This is a genomic window from Legionella drancourtii LLAP12 (genome assembly GCF_000162755.2).
Taxonomy (GTDB): Bacteria; Pseudomonadota; Gammaproteobacteria; order Legionellales; family Legionellaceae; genus Legionella; species Legionella drancourtii.
Map to the genome: position 1 here is coordinate 130,928 of NZ_JH413843.1, position 25,426 is coordinate 156,353.

Sequence of the window (25,426 nt, forward strand, 5' to 3'; positions counted from 1 at the left end):
CTCGTTTGACCCAACCTACAGCGTTTGCACCAAGAAAGGCAATGAAAAAAGTGGATATGCTCCTATAATAATTCTGGGATAGCGCGTTCGGTAACCACCCCAGCAGGAAGGGCTTGAGGTGCTTGACGATAGGTACTGCTAAGCATCGTTGATTGTGCAGGAATACCTGCCCAATTGGTATTTGCGGGTAAACATTCCCCTTTCATTAATAAAGAAAGGCTTCCCAATGCCGAATTCTCTTCCATCACCGTATTGTAAAGCACAATTGAGCCAATACCGACGTTGCAGCCTGAGTTAATGGTTACATTCGAGACTTTAAATATACGGTCTTCGTAAAGATGGGTCTGGATAATGGTTTCTGCATTAATGCAGACATCATCACCAATAGTGATTAAATCAAATTCTGAAAATTCAGCACTATCTGTAAAAACTCGTTTGCCAGCCTTAGTGCCTAAACAACGGTGAACCCACAGTGCAAACGGGGTACCCAAAACTTTATTGGTAAAATGAGGATTCGTGTAATAATTATATGTATATTCAATGACATCATTCTTCCAAATAAACGGATCCCAGATGGGTTTGGTTAATGGCTTTAATTTCCCAAGCATAAGCCATTTTAAGCCCACTAATACACCAACCAAGCAAACAGTAAAGAATAGCTCTGAAACAGGCAATACCAGTGCGGTAACCCCCCAAGAGAAACTATTTAACATATAATCTAAAACATAAAGCATGTTAAATAAAACAACTAGCGAAAATGCAGTCGGGGTGATGATCCTTATGAACTCAATTGCCAAACGGGTAAAATACAATTTTTTGGGGGGATAAAATGTGTCTTTATCAGAAAAACCCACAAATAATTCACGCTTAGGTAAGTAAACTGCTGGCGAACCCAACCACGCTGAATTAGCCTCGGTTGCCTTATCTCCTGGTGGCGGTACAGAAAGGCAGCCTAATAACGACGATTCACCAATTGCCTTACCTCCGGGCAGCAAACTCACATTACCAACAAAGCCTCTGCGACCAATGGTTACTGGTGCAAAACTAATAACGCCTTGGCACACATGCGGCCAAGCTAAAGCAACTGAGCTCGCTGTAAAACCACCTTCTTCAATCGTTACTAAGTCAGGAATAATATGCGGTGTTTCACCCATTTCAACACCTTTCCCCAATTTAGCCCCAAGAAGCCTTAAAAAGGCAGGCAGAAATAAAGTATCAGCCATTATCGATATTTCATCACCATCCAACATTTTCACAATAATCCAATGGCGCAAGTAATAGAAACTCTTCAAAGGATATTGCCCAGGCTTTATCTTGTCCATAATGATTTTTTTACACACAATAACACAAAGATAATACAAACTTAAAAAGAGCACTGAACCTAAAGGTATGGCAAAAAACATCGTTGTAAAATACCGGCTTTGGTCATAGTAATAACTGACCAGAGAAATGCCAGGAATCAGACAGAGATAAAACATGACCATGACAAATACAATACCTAAATAATGCAAAATACCAAACAGAGTATTTTCGAGCATGGTCGACGCTTCTACTTCAATTTTTTTGCAGGTAATGTGATCTGCAGGAAGAACACCTGGTAGCGCCGGCGAACCAGAAAAATAAGCGCCAGGAGGAATAAATCGATGTTCTGGCAACATGGACATATCATCCAGTACCGCATTGTCTGCAATAGCGCTATTAAAGCCAACAACCGCACGCGAACCTAGATAACAATTATTCCCAATATCTATTGAGCCAATCTTTAACCAGCCATCTTCGACAAGGTATCCATAAAGGCGACAATCAGTACCAATGGATGTATTATCACCAACAGTCAACAAATCAGGTGTAGCGATCTGCATGGAACCCAAATGGCAATTTTTACCTATTTTGGCACCTAGCAAACGGAAGTAAATATTTGCCAAGGGTGAACCAACCAAATATTTACTTAAAAATAAGTTTTTTTGCAGGCGTTGTACTAACCACCAACGATAATAAAACCATCCCCATAGCGGATATTCCCCCGGTTTTACACGCCCCAGTAATATCCATTTCATACTTACAGTAATCAATAAAGAAATAATGGGTAACGATAAAAACAAGGCTAAGAATGCCAGTTGCGATTCGCGTGAAATGATAGAATATTCCGAAGTAATCCAGCTATAGCATAAAACTACGGCTAATAATTGCAACGTGCCAACTGCATATTGCAATAAACAACCAAAAAATTGCCCCACACCGCATAAATAATATTTCCATTGCGGCGCACGATATTTTTTCGTTCTTACCGGCTCTTCCTCTGCAGGCCAATTCGCATTAAGGCTAGTAAATTTTTGCTCCAGCTGGGCAATCGTTGGATTTTTATATAAATCCAAAATAGATATATTTTTTAACGCTGGAATCTTACGTAAATTAGAAATCGCTTTTGCAGCAAGCAACGAATGCCCACCTAAATCATAAAAAAAGTCAGCATCCACCGAAATATTTGGACAATCCAATACTTTTTCCCAGACACGTGCCATTTCTTTACCCAACTCAGACTTAGGCGCATGATATATTTTTTCTGTTTTCAGTAGTGTTGGTTCCGGTAATTCTTTACGATTAACTTTACCACTGGATAGAACGGGGAACGCATCTAAAACCTCAATCGCTGCCGGAATCATGTAATCAGGCAAATTAGCTCTTAAAAAGGTTTTCAGTTCATGCAAATCAACAGGATTATTTTTATCAAGTAACAAATATGCAACCAATATAGGTTGATCCAGTGTTTTTAAAGAAGCTACAGCTTGTTTAACGCCGGAAAACTGCATAATGACCGCTTCAATTTCATTAAGTTCAATACGAAATCCACGTAATTTAACCTGATCATCAATACGTCCAGCAAAGCGTAAATCACCATTTTCGGCACGTGAAACTAAATCACCGGTACGATACAAACGTTGGTTTTTATTTGCGGGGTTAATGACAAATTTCTCAGCAGTGCTTTCGGGGCGATTGACATAGCCACGCGCTAAAGCACGACCACCAATACATAACTCCCCTTCTTCACCATGGGTTACTTCTTGTAAATGCTCATTAACAATGAGTACTTCATAACCAGGCAATGGCTGACCAATGGTCACCTCTTTTTCAGGATGGCATTCCGCATAAGTAGCAATGACCGTAGCTTCCGTAGGACCATAGGTATTGATAATTCGTAAACCGTCCCTGCTCCAATGCTTCACTAAACTAACCGGGCAGGTTTCACCACCTAAAATTAATAAACGCAAATCAGGCAGTTGTCCTTCTAATGTGGACAACAACGTAGGTACGGTAGAAAAACACTTACTTGATGTTGCTGCAAAAAGGAGATTAAACCAAGACCTGAACGTACTTCTTTAGCAGTACAGGCTATTAATGCGGCACCATTAGCAAATGCCATCCAAAATTCTTCTAAAGACGCATCAAACGCTAAAGAAAAACCATGATACACCCGATCACTGCTGCTCATCTCATAAAGTGCACTGGCTTCTTTCACATAATGGCAAATACTGCCCTGGGGAATTTCTACACCTTTAGGCTTACCGGTTGAACCTGAAGTGTAAATTACATAGCACAGGGCATCCACATCATCCGCACTGGGAGTCAATGTTAAGCGTTTTGTGGACTGTTGGGAAAGCACATCACTGAGTGTATCCATTGCAAAAGTCTTTGGCCATGCCAATTTTTTTTGCGCTAATTGCGTCGTGGAGGTTAAAACCACATCAAAAGGAAGATCGGAAAAAATATAATTGATCCGCTCCTCAGGATAATCCACTTCAATAGGAACATAGGCGGCTCCAGCCTTAAGTGTTGCTAAAATAGCAACATAGCACTCCACGGAACGCTCTAAAAGAATACCAACAATACAGCCCTTTACGATGTTTTTGTGATGAAGATAATGCGCTAATTGGTTAGCACGGCATTCTAATTCTTGATAGGAAATAAAAGCATTATCGCAAATTAGAGCAATATTGCTGGGATGGCGATCAGCTGACCGCTCAAAAAAATGATGCAACTGCATAGTGTTATCACCGAATGAAAAACTCAAGTTGGCTGGCTCCTGCTAAATGCACCATTTTTCTACATTTTTATTGATTTTATTGCTTATTTAAAAAAGAGGCGAGTAAAACACGCTATATTAAATATATTATATTTAGCATCAATAGTAAAAGGCTTATGAAAAAAAACACAGAAACAGAGCCAATTTCAGCGGATTATAATTCTTTATCACACGACATGCGACAGTCTTAGTTAGATATTTTTTCCAGGCCTGTATTGATATTAATCATTCAGTGCAAGTTGGGCCAGAAGACCCAACAAATCAAGTACGATTAACCCAAGGATGAGTCTGTTGCTTCGAATATTTCCTGCAAGAAATTAGTCATTGCTAACCAGGAGCGCTTAGCCGCTCCCGCATTATAGACAAGGCCTAATTGCGTATCATGTGCCTGCGGATTAGTAAATGCATGTTGCACCAAGCCATACATATGCATTTGCCAATCCACTTTTGCCGCGGTCATTTCCTGGCAAAAAGCATGGACAACTTCGGGTTTAGCCATGGGATCATCATAGCCGTGTAACGCTAAAATTTTCGCTCTAATTATTCCTGATTCCATTATTCCTGGCTTATGTAACAAACCATGGAAACTTACCGCACCTTTAATATCAGCTCCAGAGCGAGCCAATTCAAGAGCACACAAACCACCAAAACAAAAGCCAATAATCGCAATTCGTTGCTTATCGACTTCTGGCATGGAACAAACAGCATGCAAAGCAGCTGTCACCCGCGCACGCAATAAGGCTTGATTCGCCATTATAGGCTCTATTAGCGCTGATTTTTCTTCGGTAGTTGCACCTAAGCGTGCTTGACCAAACATATCTAAAGCGAAACCAACATAGCCCATCGTTGCAAGCTGGGTGGCTTTTTGACAGGCAAATTCCCCTCGCCCGGACCAATCATGAGCCACAATCACTGCAGGACGAGCTTTTTTATGAGTCTCATCATAGGCTAAAAAGCCATGTAATTCCTGTTCACCCTGGTGATAAATATAATTTGAAGTATGCATATACTATCCCTGAAATAAATAGTATTGATAGTCTAAGTTAATCAAAATAAATGTCCAGTAATTTGATAATTTCTCAATAAAAGAAGAAAAATCGTCCCGGACAACACCAAAGATCTCCGAAGTAGTGGCACTGTTCCTACATCAAGTGCTCCCTCGTGTTATTCGAGATGACGAGAGAAGTTACATAATGTATAACTTTAGCCTCATCATAAAAATTGGTCTAAACTAGAAGTAAACACATGGAGTTAACATTATGATAACTGCATCATTAGCGCACGTTAAGGATATGTTGCATGCTCAATTCTGTTATCAGGTATTTATTACCCCCATTCATTTTCCAATCGAAAAAGAATACCGGGATTTTGCAAAACGAGCTTGTGAATTGTTGGAAATAAAACGAAGTGAGGTAATTCATGCAGAACATCCTCGCCATCATGTATTGCATCATTTCACACCTCAGGGTAATACGAACGGCAAAAAAATTCTAATTACCCATGGCTGGATGTCACGAGCCGCTTATATGGTGCGTTTAAGTGATGCATTACACCAACAAGGTTATGAAGTCTATGCTATTGATTTCCCCGCTCATGGTGAGGCAAAAGGATTGCAATTACCGTGGATAGATGCCGTAGCCGTCATCAAAGAAACCTTAAACCAATATGGTCCCTTTTATGGTGTTATTGGCCACTCATTTGGTGGCTCTATGCTATTGAATACATTAAATATCGCTGGACAACTCCCTGATTGGCAGTTAAAGCATAAACCTGAGCGTGCGGTATTAATTGCTTCACCAACGCAAATGCGTGGTCCCGTTAATCACGTTGCAAAAAAGTTAAAATTAAGTGGTCAAGGCTATCTGTATCTTCGCAACCTGGTGCAGGATCAGGCAAAAATAAATTTAAGCCGTGTGCGTTTACATCATTTTGTTTCTCAAAATCCAAATATTCCCTTTTTATGCATCCATGGGGGATTAGATGAAACCATTAATCCCAAAGAATCCATCCGCTTTTGTAGAACCTATCAAAATGCGGATTTGCGCATCTTACCTGATGCCAATCATGTCAGTGTATTGATGGATGAACGAGTGGAGCATTTGGTTTGTGATTTTTTGAAATGAGAACGCTTCTAGCCTTGTTCCAATCGAAAATATGTGTTTAAACTAGTAACTTGCTTTCCATAGTGGATGTCGAAGGAAGTGCCCATGACACGCATTATAAGGATATTTTTTTGCCTATGCTTAGGTGTACTAAGTGGGTGCAAAATATCCTTACCTACCAAAAGCCAACTGGAGCATCTCCAAGCGCCACCAAATATCAAGCAAGCCATTGACAAAAGCTTGAGCCAGCGAACGATTTTTGCGGCGGGAAAATGGCCGGCACAACAATGGTGGTTGGATTATCAGTCACCCGAATTAAATGCTTTAATTAGCGAAAGTTTAACCAATAATCCATCCATTCAAGAAGTTTATAGTCGAATTACTGTTGCCCAACAAGAAGCAATGGTTATGCGCTCTATCCTCTTTCCCTTGGTATTCTTTGATGCCACGGAAACACGACAATATTTAAGTAAAAATGGCTTGTTTCGTGCGTTCAATCCATCGCTTCCATTAAATGCCACCCTGTTAGACCTATCTCTGTCCTTTAGTTATGAGTTTGATTTTTGGGGGCAAAATCGCAATCTATTGAGTGAGGCGATAGGTAAAGCAAAAGCTCAAAAGGCAGAGGCGGCGGAAACTAAACTCATTATAACCACCGCCCTTAGCCAAGCTTATTTTGCCTATAAAACCAACCTGATGCGCAAACACTTATATGTAAAACTAGTTAATTTACGTACCCAAGTAGCTCACTTACATAACCTACTTCTTCGCAAAGGACTCTCTTCACGGCTACCAGCACTTACTGCGGCAGAAAATGTCTTAGAAGCAAATAAATTACTTGCCAGTATCAACGAAGAATTAAGTAATAATCAGCATCTGATTAATGTGCTTGCAGGACGAGGACCAGATAGCCCCTTAACAATGACAAGTAGACTGCCCCAATTACCACAACGCTTACAAATCCCCGCCACCATTTCGTTGGACCTCATTGCACGTCGACCTGATTTAATGGCACAGATTTGGCGTGCCAAAGCCTGGGCCTACAAAACTGGGGCCGCAATGTCTGCCTATTACCCTAATGTCAATCTCGTTGGCTTTATTGGCCTAGAAAGTCTGGCATGGGCAAAATTTTTCAAGATAGCCAGTAGTACCGCAGGTCTGAAACCAGCGATTCATTTACCAATCTTTACTGCAGGTGCAATTCGCGCCAATATTAGAGCAACAAAAGCAGAGTTTGATGCTGCAATTTTCGCCTATAACAATTTGCTCTTACGGAGCACCCAAGAGATACTTGATGTATTGGTTTTTGCACAAACAACTTATCAGCATAATAGAGAACAAGATGAAATCGTGCATTATGCAGAACAACGTTATCACTTGGTGCATTTACGAAGCCAGAAAGGTTTAGATAGCCAATTTGCTGTTTATGCATTACAAGAGGAACTGATTCAGACAGAACTAGTTAAGATTATGCTGCTCTATAACCAATACTTAGCTTCCATTAAATTAACTAAAGCCTTGGGGGGTGGTTACCATCAACCCCAGGTTCCCTTGGTAAAAAAAATATGACCAAACGAATTATGAAAAAACGAGTGCATCATTATGGCGTTATCGTGGTTATCCTCATTATTTTTTTACTTCTTTTTTTTCTATTGGCTGTTTGTGTGGCGATATCAAGAATACACTACTGATGCTTATGTTCAGGGTAATTTAGTCACGATTAAATCATTACGTAATGGTTTTGTTACCGGTATTTATACTGATGACAGCTATTTTGTAAAAAAAGGGCAACTCCTCGTTACCTTAAATGAAACAGACTCTTTAATCGCCCTGGAAAAAGCAAAACAAAAACTTGCACAAACAGTTCGCGATGTTTGCCAATCGGTACATAATGTATTTATACTTGCCTCCGACATTAAAATGAAAAAGGCCGAGCATTTAAAAGCCAAACAAAATTTCAGGCATCGCGAGGGTGTGATTCGCGTTAAAGGTGTCTCTTTAGAAGACTATCAAAATGCGGTGGATGACCTTCATGCCAGTGCTGCTTCCTTGGAAAGTACGAAGAGTAATTATCAAAAAATGTTAGCCTTTATCCAAGGCACTTCGGTTACAGAACATCCTTTAGTGCAAGCCGCCGCTCAAGAAGTACGTGATGCCTGGGTACAACTTTATCGCTGTAAAATCTATGCACCAGTAGATGGGCTGATAGCGCAGCGAACAATTCAAGTTGGCATGTGGCTTTCTCCTAATGATGCCCTTATGTCGGTGATTCCGCTAAATCAAATATGGGTTAACGCCAACTTTAAAGAAACACAATTGAAAAACATCCGCATTGGTCAGCCAGTCAACCTAACGTCTGATCTTTATGGAAACTCTGTTGTCTTTCATGGCAAAATCGTCGGCTTACCAGGTGCGGCAGGCAATACTTTTGCCTTATTGCCACCAGAAAACTTATCGGGAAATTGGATTAAAATCGTGCAGCGCCTACCCGTTCGTGTTGCGCTTAATCCCGATGAATTAAAAAAATATCCATTACGTGTTGGTTTGTCCTTAGAAGCTACGGCCGATCTATCCGATCAAAGTGGCGCCTACGTTAATGCTCCGGATATAGAATCACCACGATACACCACGAATATTTTCCAAAAGGAGGAATTAGGCGTTAAGGAACTGATTACGCATATTATTGCTACCAATATGGATCCTAATTTGCAAAAATATGCACAAACATCCTTTGCCTTCAACGAAATTCACCTAGACGGCAAAAAATAAATGATTCTCTATGCCCTGGTCTTTTCCCTTGCAGCCGTAATATTTAATCTTACGTTACCGCTCATGGCAGGTCTTTACATCGTCGATGACTTAGGTGGCACTACCTACATGAGCTCCTATGCAGTAAGCTTTTTTTGTATTGGGAACATGTTAGGTGTGCCCTTAGGAAAACCTGGAAGTACTCGCTTAAATCCCATTCAACTCTATATGGCCTGTTTGAGCTTAATGATGTTCTTTTCTTGGCAATGTGGTATGGCTACAGATTATTTTACTTTTATTTTATTTCGTTTATTAGAGGGCATTGCCTCAGGACCGCTTTATATCTTAATTACCTACACGCTTATTCCCGATTTAGCGCCCGAAAAAGATAAACGATTTGTCACCTCCCTATTGTTGCTTTGCTTCTCGTTAGGTCCTGTGCTTGCCGCAAGTTGGGGCGGCTGGATTGCCTTTTACCATAATTGGCGCCTACTGTTCTTTTCACACATCATTTACTGTCTTTTCTTAATTATCTATGTGGGGTATGGCTACAGAAAACATTACACTAAAGCAGCAAAAAACGTAGCATTTGATACTGTTAACTATTTTTTGTTTGTCATCAGCGTCCTCTTCATTGGCACCGCATTAACCACCGGCCAAGAGTTAGATTGGTTTCGCTCCCCTTTACTTTGTTTTCTCGTCATCACCGGCAGTTTAAGTTTCCTATTTTTTATTGTACGTTGCCTTAGCTCCGCGCACCCATTGATTGAGTTTAGGCTCCTTAAAAATATGTATTTTTCTTTAGCCATGCTCAATGTAAGTCTTCTTTTTGCCATTTATTTTGGCATGATCATTCTCCTTTCATTGTGGCTAAGACTTTATGTTAATTACAGTCCTTTATGGGTTATTTTATCCATAGGAATCACTGTTCTGGGCGCGTGGATCCCCATTCTTGTCCACTATAAAGGCTATGATCCGCGCATTCCTTTAGCCCTCTCCTTAATTTTTTTAATTGTTTCAAGCTTTTACACGACGACGTTCGATGTGCGAATTAATTTCGAACGAATTGCCGGTTCACGAATTTTATCTGGAATAGGACTTGTTTCATTTCTTGCCCCTCTTTTTCGTTTATCCGCACAAACTTTTCCCAAAAACAAACTCCCGGAATGTTTAAATTTTTTTCATATAATCCGACTTTTTGGTAGTGGTATTGGTGTGGCGCTGTTTGTGACACTTTGGCACCGTCGCCAAGTATTTTATTACGAGCGTTTAGGTAGTCGTTTAACTGAATTTTCAACTACAACGCAACACTTTTTAACACAAGCACAGCAAGTCCAACTGCATGGAAAACATTCATTTGCCCAATTAAGTTATTACCTCAACCGCCAAGCAACTGCCCTGGCTTTAGATGATTGTTTTTACTTGATGAGTTGGATTTTAGTTTTTTTACTCGTGCTTTTATTGGCCACTTTTTTTGTTCAAGGCCCTAAACTCAAGGACAAAAAAGAATTTCCTACTGAGCCAGTGTTGAGGTTAAATCCATTGACTGAAGAGGAATCGTTATTGTAGGTTGGTGCTAAACAAAGTTTAGCACCAACCTACAATGATAGATCGATATGAGGACGTTAAGCCTCGATGAATTGGCGCAATTTTTTCATGGCATTTTTTTCAAGTTGGCGAACACGCTCAGCAGAAATAGCATATTTTTCAGCCAAGTCATGTAACGTTAATTTATCATCGGCTAACCAACGTTGTTGCAAAATATCCTGACTACGCTCATCAAGCTGCTCTAAGGCAAGCAAAAGTTGCTCACGACCTCGATCGCCTGTGCTTTCTTTTTCTAATACCAAAGCGGGGTCATCATTAACATTAAACAAATAACGCTCAGGTGCCATATGAAAATCATCATTATCATCAGCATCAGGGGCATCATAAGGAGCATCCATCGCATTCAGACGTTGCTCCATAACTAAAACCTCATCCGTGCTTACGCCTAAATCTTTGGCAACAGCGGCGACTTCTTCATTACTAAACCAACCCAAACGATTTTTCATTTGGCGAAGATTAAAAAATAATTTACGCTGTGCTTTCGTCGTGGCAATTTTGACAATACGCCAATTGCGCAATACGAACTCATGAATTTCGGCTTTAATCCAATGGACAGCAAAGGACACAAGACGCACACCCATTTTAGGATCAAAACGCTTTACCGCTTTCATTAAACCAACATTGCCCTCTTGAATTAAATCATTTAAAGGCAAACCATATCCTAAATAGCCGCGTGCTACACGGACAACATAACGCAAATGAGCAAGAACCAAGCGTCGAGCCGCCTCGATATCCCCTTCAGAATGAAAACGCTCCGCGCAGGCGATCTCCTCCTCCATCGTTAACATAGGAATTTGATTGACTCTATGAATATAGGCGTCAAGACTACCCACAGGTAAATTCATTGCAGCTAGTTGCAACTGTTGACTCATACTACTTCCTCTAGTGCTAAGACTTTAAAAAACTACAATTGCGGTTCGATAGACGCCAGCTGTCGTTTTACCGACAAACCTGCCCCTAACCATCCCAGTATAATAGCAAATGTAATAAGTAGCAAGACCTGCCTTGCTGACAAAAGATCGAGCGAATAGTGCATTTGATATACAGAAGCCAATTGGTTAACCGCCATCCCTAAACTTAATATAAAAATATTTACTAAAAAAACTGCAAAAATTGCGCCAATGGCCCCATACCATGCCCCTGAATACAAAAAAGGTCTCAGTATGAATTGATCTTTGGCACCAATTAATTTTAAGACTTGTATCTCTTCATGCCGACTGTGTAAGGCCAATCGTAAAGTAGTGCCAATGATAAAAACCACTGCCAGAGCTAACAAGGCTAATAAGGCATTTGCAAAATTGGCCGCAAAACCAAGTAACGCATCAAGACGTCGTATCCATTCCATATCAATCTTTGTTTGCTCAATTTCCGGTATCACTTGAAATTGACGTGATAATAAATCCAATTTCGCCGGTGAATCAACAGCCATCGCCGGGAGTACATTAATTACTGCGGGCAAAGGGTTTTCAGGAAGATAGCGCATGATATCCTGCATCCCTTCTTGTTGGGTTAATTCAGATAAACCATCAACCGAAGATTTTAAAGAAGCTTGGCCAACACCTTCTGTTTCACGTACACGCTGTAGTACCTGCAGCTGTTCTGCTTCGGTCAACTTGGGTTTTAAATAAAGCGAAATATGTCCGCCACGCTGCCAATGCGCGGTAAGCTTAGCCATATTATCGCTAAACACCCAAAAAAGAGCAGGTAAGGCCAAAGCAATCGCAATAACCACAGACGTCATCAACGTTGCGATGGGCTTATTGCATAAATAATTTAAACTTTGGGTTGCGGCTTGAAAATGATAGACCAAAAATGAGCGCAGTTTTTTGATCACGACAAACGCCCTCCTTTGAGCATAACAATACGATGTTTCATCCGTGCGATTAAGGGTAAATCGTGCGTAGCAATCAGCACACTTACCCCAACTTGATTAAATTGTTCAAAAAGAGCCATAATTTCGTTAGAAAGTTTGGGATCTAAATTACCTGTAGGTTCATCGGCTAGAAGTAATGCTGGTTTATGCACTACCGCGCGCGCAATCCCCACGCGTTGTTGTTCCCCCCCAGATAAATGCGATGGAAGTATCTTTTCTTTGGCCAATAAGCCAACCATATCTAAAGCAGCGTGCACACGTTTGGCAATCATCGGGTAAGGAGTTCCTTGAATTTGCAAAGGCAAAGCCACATTATCAAAAACGGTGCGATCATTGAGTAGATACGGCGATTGGAAAGTAATGCCTAATTGACTGCGATGCGCAGCCACATCACGATGTTTCAAATGATTCAAACGCAAACCGTTAACCATCAACTGTCCGGATGTAGGCCACTCAAGAAGGGCGATTAATTTCAATAAGGTACTTTTCCCAGCCCCAGAATGACCGGTAAGAAAAGCCATTTCACCTTTTTGCAAAGAAAAATTGACATGACTTAACGCCTCAAAACCACCAGGATAACGTTTACTGACTTGGTCAAATGTGATCATGAAACAAGGCACCAACAAATTGTTCTGCATCAAAGGGACGTAAATCCTCAATCCCTTCACCAATCCCTATATAACGAAAAGGGATTCCCAGTTCGTTTGCAATTGCAAATAATATTCCGCCTTTCGCGGTTCCATCCAACTTAGTCATGGTAATGCCCGTCACCGTGACCGCTTCATGAAATTGTCGAGCCTGCACCAAGGCATTTTGCCCGATACTTGCATCCAAGATCAACATTGTTTCATGGGGCGCTTCGGGACAAAGTTTCTGCAAAACTCGTTTTACTTTTTTCAATTCATCCATAAGATTACTTTGGGTATGTAAACGCCCTGCAGTATCCGCAATTAAGACGTCTATTTTACGAGCTTTCGCAGCCTGTAAAGCATCAAAAATAACCGAGGCGCTATCTGCCCCAGTGTGTTGTGCGATCACCGGAATATCATTACGTTCGCCCCACACCTGCAGCTGTTCTACCGCTGCGGCTCTAAACGTATCACCGGCAGCCAACATGACCTTTTTACCTTGCTGTTGGAATTGCTTCGCTAATTTACCAATCGTTGTTGTCTTACCCGCACCATTAACGCCGACCATCAAGATAACAAAAGGCGCATGATCTACAGTTTGCAACGTAAGTGGATCATTATCTGTGGCTAAAATCGCTTGCAAATGCGCTTTCAATGCCTCATAGACTGCATCACCATTCGCTAATTGCTTGCGCTGCAAACCTTCGGTTAATTGCTTGAGTACATCCTGAGTCGTATCGATACCTAAATCAGCACTGATTAACAGCGTTTCCAGTTCATCCAGTAAATCTTGGCTGATTTCTTTTTTTGCCCAGCAACAAACGGCCAATGCCGTCCCCTAATTGATGACGGGTTTTGCTTAAACCTTTGCGGAAACGGGCAAAAATACCTTGTTTCGTGGTTTCAGGTTCGGCCTCAACAGCGTGTTTAGGCTCCTCGGGTAAAGGCGCTATAATTTCCGCGGAAACATCGCTTGTGGGCGGGCTTTTTTCGTGGCTTCGTTTAAACCATTTAATCATATTAGTGTACAAATCCTAAAAAATGTGAAATTCTATCATCTTTTTTGCTTTGAGGTTAATTTGTGCGCAAAATACTCATCACTCTATTAATGGTACTATCTTGCCAGACCTTCAGCCAAGTTCAAGAGTATACCTTGAATAATGGATTAAAAATATTAGTTAAAGAAGATCATCGTGCCCCAATCGCCGTGTCCATGATTTGGTATAACGTCGGCTCGGCCGATGAACCAGGCGGTATTAGCGGGGTTTCCCATGCAATTGAACACCTTATGTTTAAAGGGACACCTAAATACCCTTTAGGTGTCTTTTCTAAGAAAATTGCAGCAATTGGCGGTCAATCAAATGCATTTACCAACAATGACTACACAGCTTTCTTTGAAAAAACCGCGGCAGCGCAGCTAGCAACCAGCTTCGAATTGGAAGCGGATCGCATGAATAATTTATTGCTTAATGCCGATGAATTTGCCAAAGAAATCAAAGTAATCCAAGAAGAACGTCGTTTGCGAACAGATGATAATCCCCAAGCGCTTGCCTTTGAACGCTTTTTGGCAACAGCCCATTTAGCAGCGCCCTACAATCATCCAGTAATAGGATGGATGAGTGATCTGCAGCAAATGACGGTGAACGATCTAAAAAAATGGTATGAAACTTATTACGCGCCGAATAATGCAACTTTAGTTGTTGTTGGTGATGTTAATGCAGAACAAGTCCATACTTTAGCGGAACATTATTTTGGTGCCCTGGAAAAACGCATCATTCCACAACGTAAACAGCAAGAAGAACCACCGACCTTAGGTAAAAAATCCGTGCATGTGAAAAGCCGTGCTAAATTACCAATTGTCATGCTTGGTTACTCAGTACCTGGCGTTACCATGGCAAAAAATGCGTTTGAACCTTATGCCTTAGAAATCATCGCGGGAATTTTGGACGCAGGAGAAAGCGCTCGTTTTGCTAAAAATCTGATTCGCGGCAAACACATTGCAACAGGTGCTAGTACCTATTACAACCTCTATACCCGTTATCAAACGCAATTCATTGTCTATGGTGCGCCAACACAAAATGAACAGATTAGCATCTTGCAAAATGGCTTGATCGCCGAATTAGAGGATTTGAAAAAAACGGTGGTTAGTGCTAAAGAATTGCAACGCATAAAAAATCAAATCATTGCGCAAAAAACTTATGAAAAAGACTCTATTTTCGGGCAAGCCAATGAATTAGGCTTGTTAGAAACGGTAGGTCTAGGTTGGAAAAAAGCAGATGATTATACGCAGGCAATAAATGCCGTAACCGCAGAACAGATTCAACAAACTGCGCAACGCTATTTTCAAGAAAATAATATGACTGTAGCCACATTGGAACCCGAAACGCAACCGAAGGTGAACCCATGAGAATTTTTAGCACCAGCCTTATGGCACTGGCCATTAGCCTATCACAAACTGTGGCCGCAAATACTTTTAAAACTGAGAAATGGCGCACCGCAAATGGTGTGCAAGTAGTCTTTTACCCTGCAAAAGAAGTGCCAATGCTTGATGTGAGCCTGGCCTTTGCTGCAGGCTCATCGTACGATGGCCAACACTATGGCCTAAGTTCATTAACCAGTCATATGTTAAATCAAGGAAATGCGGGACAAGATGCAACCGCTATTGCTGAGGCTTTAGCAGACACTGGTGCGCAATTTAGCATTGAAACCAGCCGCGATATGGTCATTTTAAATCTTCGAACCCTAGCCAGCAAAGACGCATTAGCACAATCAAGCACCACGTTTGCGCACATTGTTAATCATCCAGACTTTCCTGATGAAGCCTTTACACGTGAGAAAAAACAATTACTAATGGCAATTGAACAAGGCCAAGAATCTCCAGAAGAAGTTGCCGACCTCAAATTCTTTAACGCCTTATATCAGCAACACCCTTATGCACATCCAGTCAATGGCACCAAAGAAACACTCAATGCGATCACTAAAAACCAATTAATAGAGTTTTATCATCGTTATTATGTGGGTACTAATGCCGTACTGGTTATGGTCGGTAGCATCAATAGCCGAACAGCACACCAACTTGCCGAGCAACTTACCCAGGAATTGCCCAAAGGCACACCAGCCCCCCCGATTGCACAAGCAGCACCATTAGCACAAGCAGAAAAACTCAATACGGCCTTTCCTTCATCACAAACCATGATACGCCTTGGTCAAATTGGCATTGATCATCAAAATCCACACTACTTCCCGCTGATGGTTGGTAACTATATTTTAGGTGGTGGCTCTTTAGTTTCGCGTTTAGCAGTTGAGGTACGTGAAAAACGTGGCTTAACTTATGGCGTCGATAGCCAATTTGCACCGATGCCCGGAGAAGGCCCATTTCTGATTAGCCTATCTACCCGCAATGAACAAGCCCAACAAGCCTTGGATATTATCCAAAAAGTGTTACATAATTACATCAGTAATGGTCCTAGCGAGAAGGAATTGGCAGCGGCAAAACAATACCTTACTGGCAGCTTCCCACTGTCCTTAGCCAGCAATCGGACGATTGCGACCTTATTGCTACGCATGACTTTTTATCATTTACCGGATAACTATTTGGATACTTATGTAACGCGAATCAATGCCGTCACTCATGATGAGATCAAGGAGGCATTCAAGCAACAAGTGAGTCCAGATAAATTACTCCTTGTTACGGTGGGACAATCTTGAAACAAGAAATTCGAATTATAGGTGGCCAGTATCGGGGGAAAAAACTACATTTCCCCAATGTAGACGGTTTAAGACCTACGCCTGACCGCGTGCGTGAAACCCTCTTTAACTGGTTAATGCACGATATAAGAGATGCACGCTGTCTGGATGCTTTTGCCGGCAGCGGGGCTTTAGGCCTGGAAGCCTTTTCCCGAGGCGCCTCCCAGGTAGTATTGGTCGAAAAATCACCGCAAGCCCATGCTAATTTGCAGAAAATAATTCATGCATTTAATAGCCCTATTTTAAAACTTTTAAATATGGATGCCCAGCATTATCTGCAAACAAGCAAAGACCAATTTGATCTTATTTTTCTCGATCCACCTTTTGCCCATAGTTATCTTCCGCAATGCATCACAGACTTAGCACAAAACGATATTCTCGTTCAGGGGGGATTGGTTTATCTCGAATCGCCTACATCAATTGATATGGATGAAAAACAGTGGCAACAAATTAAACTCAAGCAAGCTGGACAGGTTTTATATGGCTTATTTAAAAAACGATAACGCTATTTGTTCCACCGTGAAAACAGTGTGCTCTTCTTGAGCAAAGTGCTTTAAAATAAAGCTGCGATCTATTCTTTGTTCAAACTGTCATTAATTAAAGTAACCAACTAATATTAGAAAAGAAATTTATTGAATTACTCACCTCGATAAGCTTGACAAGGAGCCTAGCTCCTGTTTCAATCAAACCAATATTATTAGCCAAAAAAGAATTTTGAATGAACAACAAGCTTGTCATGCTGTTTATTGCTTCACTCCTACTTGTCAGTTGTAAGTCTACAGGCCTATTTAAAAAGCCACCAGTAAACAACCCAAGTGACGATGCCACAATTAAGTTGGCTGAAGCGGCTGTATCTGTAAGTGATTCAATGCATGAGATGGCGCGCATTGAAAAGGTCGTTGTGCCACCACATAAAGACAATACGTTAACAATCCCTAATGCTTATAATCTCCAAGCTCGAGCAAGTGTTGATTGGTCTGGTCCAATAGAAGAATTAACCTCCCGGATTGCGAAAGCGGCTCATTATAAAGTACGGATCTTAGGAAAAGTTCCAGCAATTCCTATTTTAATTAGCCTTACGATTAAAGATCAAAGTTTAGCTGAAATTCTACGTGATATTGATTATCAAGCAGGAATAAAAGCTTCTATTCACGTTTATCCTAACAGTCAGGTTGTTGAATTACGTTATGCCAAAATTTACTCTTAGTCTCACAGTTCTGTTGTCCGCTTTACTGCTGGCATGCGCAAAATCCTCAGGCTATATGGGGGACACCGCTTCATTAGCCGGTATTCAAGCTATGGCGAATACAAGCGTCAAACAAAAAACCAAGAGACAGGCCGGTAAGTTTCGCCAAATGGCGCTTAAAGAAACGGCTCTGAGTCTTGGTGCTCAGGCCGGTTTGGCCGCACGTGCAAAAATTATCGATGAACAACTAACCAAACAAAGCCGAACACTTGATACCATTTATGATTTTAATTCGTTGGTCTTAGAACACAATATTTTACCGCCAGTATTGCTTGAAGGTCGCAATACATTAAATCTTGCCGATGCACAAAACATCCGCGTTGCTGACCGTACTTATAAGGTATCCAAACAAGCACATTTTGTGACTACACCGCCAACCTGGCGCCAATATTTATGGCTGGATTATGTGAAACCAGAGTATCCAAATTATACCTTGCTTCCAAAAACAAAGGTCGAAAAGAAAATCTGGTGCATGTACACCGCCAAAGGCTGGAAAAATGGCGTTGAACAAGCCAATATCATTCTTGAAGAAAACATAGCCCGCATCAAAGAAGATTTTGGTGGGATGATCCTTTATCGAAAATTATTAGCAATGAACATGGTGTCTCCTCCTTATGTTTCGCATACGGACTTAGGGGTAACTGGTGATGCGTCTGAGATTCGTATTGATGATCGTGTGCTAAGAATCACGGCCTTACCGGCTCTGAATATAAACAGTAGTGAATGGCGAGCAGCCGTTGCCAAAGATGAAAATGCCTTGGAGCAATTTAAAAACATGGAAAAATTGGCAAATCAATCTAAAATTATCATAACAAACAAATCTTGGCAGCCAACAATTACGCCAACAAACTGATTAAAAAATTATGACCAATTTAAATTTAATGTCTGATGAACCAACACGTTTTACGCCATTATTTATGGATAGAATGCTTGAGCATACTGAACGTTTAAATGCGTCGGATATCACCATACAAACCGGTGAACCGATTTATGCTGAGGTTTATGGTAAATTGCTACGGATCACAAATCGTCGCCTCTCGAATACGGAGCTTGGTGATTTAATTAATGCGATTTATGGTCCTAATGCGACGACACAACTGCTTTCAGGTAAAGACATTGATACCCACTATGAATTTCGCCCTAATCGCGGCGTTAGATATCGTTACCGGGTTAATGGCACCGCATGTCTGGTAGAAGGTCATGATGCAATTCAAATTACCTTAAGAACCATTCCCACAACGCCCCCAAAACTTGAAACCATGCATCTACCTGATAATGTGCTTGAAGCCGTGGCACCTCAGGAAGGTATAGTGTTTATTACGGGTGCAACGGGTTCGGGTAAATCAACCCTGTTAGCATCAATTATTCGTGACCTGATTGAAAAAGAAGATTCAAACCGTAAAGTTTTAACCTATGAATCACCAATTGAATTCGTCTATGATGAAATTGAAACGCTTTCTTCTGTAGTCAGTCAGTCAGAAATTCCCCGGCATTTGCCTAGTTTTGCTGATGGAGTTAGAAATGCCTTACGACGTAAGCCTCGTTTAATCATGGTAGGCGAGTGTCGGGATGCAGAAACAATCAGTGCCGCACTTGAGGCCGCACTTACAGGACACCCTGTTTACACCACCTTGCACACCTCAGGTGTGGCAGAAACCATGCGCCGTCTAGTAACCTCATTTTCCGGGGAAGAACGCTTGGGTCGAACCATTGATATTCTGGAAACAATCAGACTGTGTATTTGGCAGAAACTAGTACCCACCGTGGATGAAAAACGGGTTGCGCTTAGAGAATATTTGGTTTTTGACGAAGAAGTTCGAGACATCCTGCTCGAGAGCGATCCCAATGATGTTACTTCCGCTACACGTAAATTAGTACGCCAAAAAGGTCAACTCATGACGTGGGATGCCAAAAACAAATTTGAACAAGGCATTATTAGTGAGCGTGTCTATAAATTGATTATTGCCGGAGCAAAGGACTATCAGCAATAAACGCCAAGGGGTATAGCTATCAACGGGAATGCTTTACGTTATTATAAAAGTGCTCAAGCCCTTTGCTTACCGGTAAAACCAATCCAGGAACTTGAGGGCTTTGAACTCATACTCAATAAATACCATTATTTTTTTTGTGGCGCTGAACCCCCAATTAACAAATCAAGTAGTACCCGCATTGCCCGACATAAATTTATTGCTAACCGCATATTAGAAGAGGCGGAGATTCCTGTACCTAAAGCCGCATTAGTGAGTGATGACGAACTGGCAAATGATGCCTTTATCCAAACGATAAAACACTTAAACTTCCCACTTGTAGTAAAGCCCCTAAATGAAAGGCGTGGGCAAGGGGTTTTGTGCAACGTGCAAACGCTCGATGAATTACGCAGCGCTTTAAGCCAAGCGTTTACCACATACACCTTGGTCATCGTTGAGGAATTCCATGCTCAATTAAACTCGTATCGCGTCTTAGTTTTTAATCAACTCATACTCGGTGTTATTCTACGTCATCCGGCGCATATCATTGGGGATGGTCATCATAATATCGAAGAATTGGTTAGCATAACCAATAAAGAGCGCAAAAGAATTAATGAGTTTTTAGGACCCATTGTTCTGGATCAAGAAGCATATATTTGTCTTAAAGAGCAGAATCTTCACGTTGATTATGTGCCTAAAAGCGGTGAGCATGTTGCCTTAGGTTATACCAGCAATGCGACTCGCGGCGGTACCTATGAAACCTTGGGCAAGAAAATATGTAAAGAAAATAATCAATTAATGATTCGAGTTGCCAATACCTTAAGCTTAAAATTAGTAGGTATTGACGTACAGTGCACTGATATCACCAATACACCAATCGAATATCCCTCTGGAGTCATTATTGAAGCAAATGACGTTCCCAGCATCCGTATTCACGAAGTCCCCATGTATGGCCCTCCCAATCTCGTGACCCGGAAAATTATGCGTTATTTTATCTATCGTCATCCCTTTGCCTATTTATGTTCGCTATACTTTAATAAACAGACGGCTTTTTACGTACGAAGTTTCATAGTCGCCATCATTTTAGCTATTGTTTATTTGCTACTATCAAAAGGTACGATATGAACAAAAAAATACAACTTCTGGATGCCTCGCTAAGAGATGGTGGGCATCGCACTAATTTTCACTTTCAAGACGGTGCATTGGAAGAAATTCTCCCTGCTCTTGATCGCTCAGGGATTGAATACATAGAAATTGGTTATCGCAATGGCTCATTGCATCCAATTAATAATTTAGGCCGTGCTGGATGGTGCGATAAGGAGTACCTGCTCTTTTGCCGCGCCTTAATTTTAAACGCCAAAATGGCCGTTATGGCTCATCCTGAAAATGTGAACCAGGATGATCTTCTGGAATTAAAAAATTGTGGCGTTGATTTATTACGCATATGTATTGCAAAAGACCATTTTTCCTCAGCAATTCCCGTAATCAAAATAGCCAAACAAATAGGTTTAGAAGTTTCAATTAACTTTATTCACATCTCCTATTACACGAATGCTGAATTAGACGCAGTAATTGCAGAAGCAAGCTTACAGCAACCTGACATTATTTATTTTGCTGATTCCAATGGTAGTTTATTACCCTCTCGCATTAACGAAATTTATGACCGCTATATTAATCAATATGCCATACCATTTGGTTTTCACGCCCATGATAATATAGGTTTAGCACAAGCAAATGCTTTAGCCGCCATGAATGCTGGAGTTCATTTCATTGATGCCTCACTTGCGGGCATGGGAAAAGGAACAGGCAACTTAAAAACCGAATTTTTCATTGCTTATCTACATGCAATTAATATAAAAAAATATGATTTACACGACATTTTATATGCCGCAAATTACGTACGGGATGTGTTAAAAATAGGCCATGAAGCCCTTGAAATGGATGAATTTATCCGCGGGGTTACTGATTTATCTACTGCAGATCTAAAAACTTATAAAGCCAAGTACATGTCCCCGCCCTCATCGTCCTAAACAATATATAGCTTAATTTGGAGTCCCAATGCAAAAGAAAAAAATAATAACTATTGGACCGGTTTCGGCGCAACCTGAAGACATGGCTTCTATTGCAAACACCTTATCTTTTCTTGATGAAGACTACACGATTGACTACCTAGACTCCCTGTCCATCATGCAAGATGCTTCTAATAAGGCCTATTACCAACTTTGGGAACAAAAATTAGCCCACTACATCGATAATTACGATGCTTTTTTTGGCTTTTCATTTGGTGGCGTCATTATTCAGCAATGTTTTTCACTCTTTGCCAAAGTACACAAGCCCATTATCTTATTTTCAACACCAACTTTTGCTGACAGCACACTTACAGAAAAATTAGGTAAAGTAATTAGTTTATGCCAAGAAAAAAAACTTGAGGAAGCATTAAACGCACTGTATCAACCCGTTTTTTATCCTAATAAAATGCCTCCGTTATTAACTATTGCTCCCCCCGATAAAGAGCAAGCTTATGAGCGTTTAATTTTTGGATTAACACGTGTGTTAAATACCGATGCCACCGCAATTTTGCAAGAAAATAAAGTGGCGCATCTGCATTTAATTGGTGCGGATTCTAATTTAGTTAATAGCAATAATGTCATTGCCCCAAACAATGGGCATTTAATTATCGTACCTCATTCAAGTATGCGTATGTTGCAAGACAACCGTCTGTTTTGCCAAAAAGTTATCTTAAAGGCCTTAAACAATGAACCCCTCTAAGAAGCTTAATATTGCCGTATTACCTGGGGATGGCATCGGTATTGACGTGACACAGGCCGCTATCCCTATATTTAATGCACTAAAGATCCCCGTAAACTTAACCCTAGGTGACATTGGCTGGTCGTATTGGCAAACAGAAGGAACACCAATTCCGGAGCGGACTTGGCACTTAATTAATGAGGCAGATACCATCTTATTAGGAGCCATTACCAGCAAGCCTCAACGTGAAGCTCGCAATGAATTGACCAAAGAACTACAGCAGCAAAAATTAAACTATATTTCGCCAATTATTTCATTAAGACAAAATTTAGACCTCTATGCAAACGTACGCCCCTGTTTCTCGCTTAAAAATACCAACAAGCCATTTGATTTCTGTATCATTCGTGAAAATACTGAAGGACTCTACGCCGGTTTTGATTACCATCCACTACCTGAACCAATACTTAATTTACTTGATAAAAATCCGCATTGGCAATCTATTCCTGCTGATGAGATGAGTTGTGCGCTGCGTTTGCAATCCACTGCGGGCTTAACACGTTTATTTCACTATGCTTTTCAATATGCCAATACCCAAAAAATGAACCGCGTAACGTTTGCAGACAAGCCGAATGTATTGCGCCTTAGTAGTGAATTTGCACGCGAAATTTTTGACGCCACCGCCAATCAATACCCGCACATTCATGCAGATATTTTAAATGTTGATGCCGTTGCTCTATGGCTGGTAAGACGTCCAGAGGAATTTGGTGTTATTGTTGCTGAAAATATGTTTGGTGATATCTTATCCGATGTAGGGGCTGGGGTAATGGGCGGTTTAGGATTTGCACCAAGTGCTAATATAGGGACAAAAAAATGCTATTTCGAACCGGTTCATGGCAGCGCACCACGAATAGGCGCAAACAAAGCCAATCCCAGCGCCATGTTTTTAACCATAAGTTTGCTATTACAGCATTTTGGTTATGAAGAACAAGCGCAACTGATTAGACAATCAATTAGCATTATTATGAATAAAGGACGTTTTGTCACCTATGATGTAGGCGGCAACGCCAGCACTTCAGATATGGCAAAGGCGATTATCGATCAGTGTCTACATACCCTCAACAACGTGAATAGCGGCAAACATAAAGAGAACTTGCTGGAGGCACAATTGCATAAATTGCACGCATTTAATACCACCGAAATTTCTGACGCACTTGATGCCTGTGGTGTTGAAGGAGCCTTACTGAATATTAAACCATTAGAGTCAGGCATGAAACTTATTGGCCCAGCATACACCGTACGCTATGCAGCAAATGCTAAGCAAAGTAGTACGTTCAAGAATGCCGCGAATTACATAGATGCCGTACCCGCACAATCGATAATCGTTATTGATAATGAGGGACGCATTGATTGCACGGCCTGGGGTGCTCTTCTTACCAAAATGGCAATACAGATGGATATAGCAGGTACTCTAGTCCACGGTGCAGTACGTGATGTTGCGTTTATTCGCGCAGTAAATTACCCCCTCTTTTGCAGTGGAATTTATATGCGTTCAGGTAAAAACCGCATTCACAAAGTGAATGAACAATGTCCCTTGCTAATTAATGGGGTGACGATCAACCCAGGGGATATTATTTTTGCCGATGATAATGGCGCATTAGTGATTCCTCAATATTTACTTACTGATATTCTCAACAAGGCAGAAAATATCAAATTAACTGAACAAAATATTGCTACGGCAATTAAAGAGGGGGCTTCTCTGGAACAAGCCCGAATCGATTATCGCTATGATCAACCTTGGTTGGGTGCTAAAAAGAAGTGATGAAACTTACTGAGTATACATTTATTGATATTCATTATCATGCAAGTCCCGATCTCTATGAACGGCGTTGGCACGCACTTAAAGCCGGGCAAATTTATCAATCATTAAACGGCGCAGTCTTTTTAACCAGCCATTTAGGGGGAACGAGTGTCCAAGCAACATTAGCGCAAAAATTAGGCTTACCTGTTTTTCCTTCCTTAGTGTTAAACCACCTGGCTGGAGGAATTAATTACCGGGTCATCTTGCATGCTCTAAATGAGTATCAACCAGTAACTGCGGCAAAGATGCTGGTTCACTTTCCAACAATAACGGGTCGCCATTTTCCATCCAAATTATCAAGACAATTAATTAACCCTAATTTAAGCCAATACAGTCAGCACGGTGAAACGCTGTTTAATAGGCAAAAAAAATTACGCAAAAATGCCATCGATATTTTAAAAATGGCAAATGATTACCCAATTGTACTCACGACTGGACATGCTTCAGCGGAAGAAATTTATAGCTTAATTGATGCCTGTATTACTTATAATGTACCCGCTTTACTCTTAAACCAGCCCGCACACCCACTGGTTAATCTAAACGCTGCGGCCTTAAATGAACTGGTAAAAAACGAATTTGTTTGGGTTGAACAAACAGTCTTAACCTATTTATTAGGACATCAGGATAAAGAGGATTTTACCGCGCTCTTAACAACAACACCACGGGTTATCTATAGTTCGGATCTAGGACAAACAAATCAAATGGATATAGAAAATTGGCTGGATTATTCAAATACCCTTTTTGCTGAGTTACAGCTCTCTCCCCAAAGAAAAACGGATTTAATCTGCAGCAATGCCGCAAAATTACTCACACTATAAT

The 25,426-nt window shown here is 41.0% G+C and carries 20 protein-coding genes and 2 pseudogenes; 15 read left to right on the forward strand and 7 right to left on the reverse strand.

All coding sequences use genetic code 11. The features are described 5' to 3' along the window. Positions 1–62: 62 nt before the first annotated feature. The 3 genes and pseudogenes from LDG_RS13940 to LDG_RS13945 all read right to left on the reverse strand — a co-directional run bounded on the left by LDG_RS13940 (position 63) and on the right by LDG_RS13945 (position 5,087). Positions 63–2,810: a Pls/PosA family non-ribosomal peptide synthetase gene (locus LDG_RS13940; RefSeq protein WP_407635280.1), complete on the reverse strand. Its 2,748-nt coding sequence runs from the start codon at positions 2,808–2,810 to the stop codon at positions 63–65. 249 nt (positions 2,811–3,059) lie between these two features. After that, positions 3,060–4,042: pseudogene (locus LDG_RS20375) on the reverse strand (AMP-binding protein); the annotation flags it as partial. 310 nt (positions 4,043–4,352) lie between these two features. Then, a complete protein-coding gene (locus tag LDG_RS13945; RefSeq protein WP_006872060.1) occupies positions 4,353–5,087 on the reverse strand; it encodes a dienelactone hydrolase family protein in 735 nt (244 codons plus the stop codon). 253 nt (positions 5,088–5,340) lie between these two features. On the opposite strand from LDG_RS13945, the gene LDG_RS13950 reads away from it, so the two are divergent. The 4 genes from LDG_RS13950 (at position 5,341) to LDG_RS13965 (ending at position 10,500) form a co-directional block, all read left to right on the forward strand. Next, positions 5,341–6,204, forward strand: a complete 864-nt coding sequence (locus LDG_RS13950; RefSeq protein ID WP_006872061.1) for an alpha/beta hydrolase — start codon at positions 5,341–5,343, stop codon at positions 6,202–6,204. A gap of 84 nt (positions 6,205–6,288) precedes the next feature. After that, positions 6,289–7,752: an efflux transporter outer membrane subunit gene (locus LDG_RS13955; protein ID WP_006872062.1), complete on the forward strand. Its 1,464-nt coding sequence runs from the start codon at positions 6,289–6,291 to the stop codon at positions 7,750–7,752. A gap of 33 nt (positions 7,753–7,785) precedes the next feature. Beyond that, complete coding sequence (locus LDG_RS13960; protein WP_006872063.1) at positions 7,786–8,952, forward strand: efflux RND transporter periplasmic adaptor subunit; 1,167 nt, start codon at positions 7,786–7,788, stop codon at positions 8,950–8,952. Next, on the forward strand, positions 8,953–10,500 hold the full coding sequence (locus tag LDG_RS13965) for an MFS transporter (protein ID WP_006872064.1): 1,548 nt from the start codon (positions 8,953–8,955) through the stop codon (positions 10,498–10,500). 56 nt (positions 10,501–10,556) lie between these two features. On the opposite strand, the gene rpoH is transcribed toward LDG_RS13965, so the two are convergent. From rpoH to ftsY, 4 genes and pseudogenes are all read right to left on the reverse strand, one after another. After that, complete coding sequence (gene rpoH / locus LDG_RS13970) at positions 10,557–11,411, reverse strand: RNA polymerase sigma factor RpoH (protein ID WP_006872065.1); 855 nt, start codon at positions 11,409–11,411, stop codon at positions 10,557–10,559. A 32-nt stretch (positions 11,412–11,443) separates the two neighbouring features. Continuing rightward, entirely contained in the window at positions 11,444–12,373 is a 930-nt protein-coding gene (gene ftsX / locus LDG_RS13975; protein ID WP_006872066.1) for a permease-like cell division protein FtsX, read from the reverse strand. Further along, positions 12,370–13,020 carry a cell division ATP-binding protein FtsE gene (gene ftsE, locus LDG_RS13980; protein WP_006872067.1) on the reverse strand — a complete coding sequence of 217 codons (651 nt, stop codon included), beginning with the start codon at positions 13,018–13,020 and terminating at the stop codon, positions 12,370–12,372. Before ftsE ends, ftsX begins: the two co-directional genes overlap by 4 nt. Beyond that, a pseudogene (gene ftsY / locus LDG_RS13985) lies at positions 13,007–13,997 on the reverse strand (signal recognition particle-docking protein FtsY). The gene ftsE and the pseudogene ftsY overlap by 14 nt, the downstream one beginning before the upstream one ends. Positions 13,998–14,122: 125 nt before the next feature. Between ftsY and LDG_RS13990 the strand changes: the two are divergent. From LDG_RS13990 to LDG_RS14040, 11 genes are all read left to right on the forward strand, one after another. Then, complete coding sequence (locus LDG_RS13990; RefSeq protein ID WP_040535998.1) at positions 14,123–15,448, forward strand: M16 family metallopeptidase; 1,326 nt, start codon at positions 14,123–14,125, stop codon at positions 15,446–15,448. Beyond that, positions 15,445–16,749 carry a M16 family metallopeptidase gene (locus LDG_RS13995; protein WP_006872070.1) on the forward strand — a complete coding sequence of 435 codons (1,305 nt, stop codon included), beginning with the start codon at positions 15,445–15,447 and terminating at the stop codon, positions 16,747–16,749. The genes LDG_RS13990 and LDG_RS13995 overlap by 4 nt, the downstream gene beginning before the upstream one ends. After that, entirely contained in the window at positions 16,746–17,291 is a 546-nt protein-coding gene (gene rsmD, locus LDG_RS14000) for a 16S rRNA (guanine(966)-N(2))-methyltransferase RsmD (RefSeq protein WP_006872071.1), read from the forward strand. The genes LDG_RS13995 and rsmD overlap by 4 nt, the downstream gene beginning before the upstream one ends. A 215-nt stretch (positions 17,292–17,506) precedes the next feature. Further along, the gene (gene dotD, locus LDG_RS14005; RefSeq protein ID WP_040536000.1) at positions 17,507–17,995 is read left to right on the forward strand and encodes a type IVB secretion system lipoprotein DotD; all 489 of its coding nucleotides are present in this window, start codon (positions 17,507–17,509) and stop codon (positions 17,993–17,995) included. Beyond that, the gene (locus LDG_RS14010) at positions 17,976–18,887 is read left to right on the forward strand and encodes a type IV secretion system DotC family protein (RefSeq protein WP_040536002.1); all 912 of its coding nucleotides are present in this window, start codon (positions 17,976–17,978) and stop codon (positions 18,885–18,887) included. The genes dotD and LDG_RS14010 overlap by 20 nt, the downstream gene beginning before the upstream one ends. Positions 18,888–18,915: 28 nt before the next feature. Continuing rightward, complete coding sequence (dotB, locus tag LDG_RS14015) at positions 18,916–20,025, forward strand: Dot/Icm type IV secretion system ATPase DotB (RefSeq protein ID WP_040536066.1); 1,110 nt, start codon at positions 18,916–18,918, stop codon at positions 20,023–20,025. A gap of 108 nt (positions 20,026–20,133) precedes the next feature. Further along, positions 20,134–21,126, forward strand: a complete 993-nt coding sequence (locus LDG_RS14020) for a UDP-N-acetylmuramyl peptide synthase (protein ID WP_083821475.1) — start codon at positions 20,134–20,136, stop codon at positions 21,124–21,126. Then, positions 21,123–22,031, forward strand: a complete 909-nt coding sequence (locus LDG_RS14025; protein WP_006872078.1) for a beta/alpha barrel domain-containing protein — start codon at positions 21,123–21,125, stop codon at positions 22,029–22,031. The genes LDG_RS14020 and LDG_RS14025 overlap by 4 nt, the downstream gene beginning before the upstream one ends. 28 nt (positions 22,032–22,059) lie before the next feature. Further along, positions 22,060–22,770 (forward strand): hypothetical protein, encoded by a 711-nt coding sequence (locus LDG_RS14030; protein WP_006872079.1) that lies wholly within the window; start codon positions 22,060–22,062, stop codon positions 22,768–22,770. Further along, positions 22,757–24,568 carry an isocitrate/isopropylmalate family dehydrogenase gene (locus LDG_RS14035; RefSeq protein ID WP_006872080.1) on the forward strand — a complete coding sequence of 604 codons (1,812 nt, stop codon included), beginning with the start codon at positions 22,757–22,759 and terminating at the stop codon, positions 24,566–24,568. The genes LDG_RS14030 and LDG_RS14035 overlap by 14 nt, the downstream gene beginning before the upstream one ends. Continuing rightward, positions 24,568–25,425 (forward strand): DUF6282 family protein, encoded by an 858-nt coding sequence (locus LDG_RS14040; protein WP_006872081.1) that lies wholly within the window; start codon positions 24,568–24,570, stop codon positions 25,423–25,425. The genes LDG_RS14035 and LDG_RS14040 overlap by 1 nt, the downstream gene beginning before the upstream one ends. Position 25,426 lies beyond the last annotated feature (1 nt).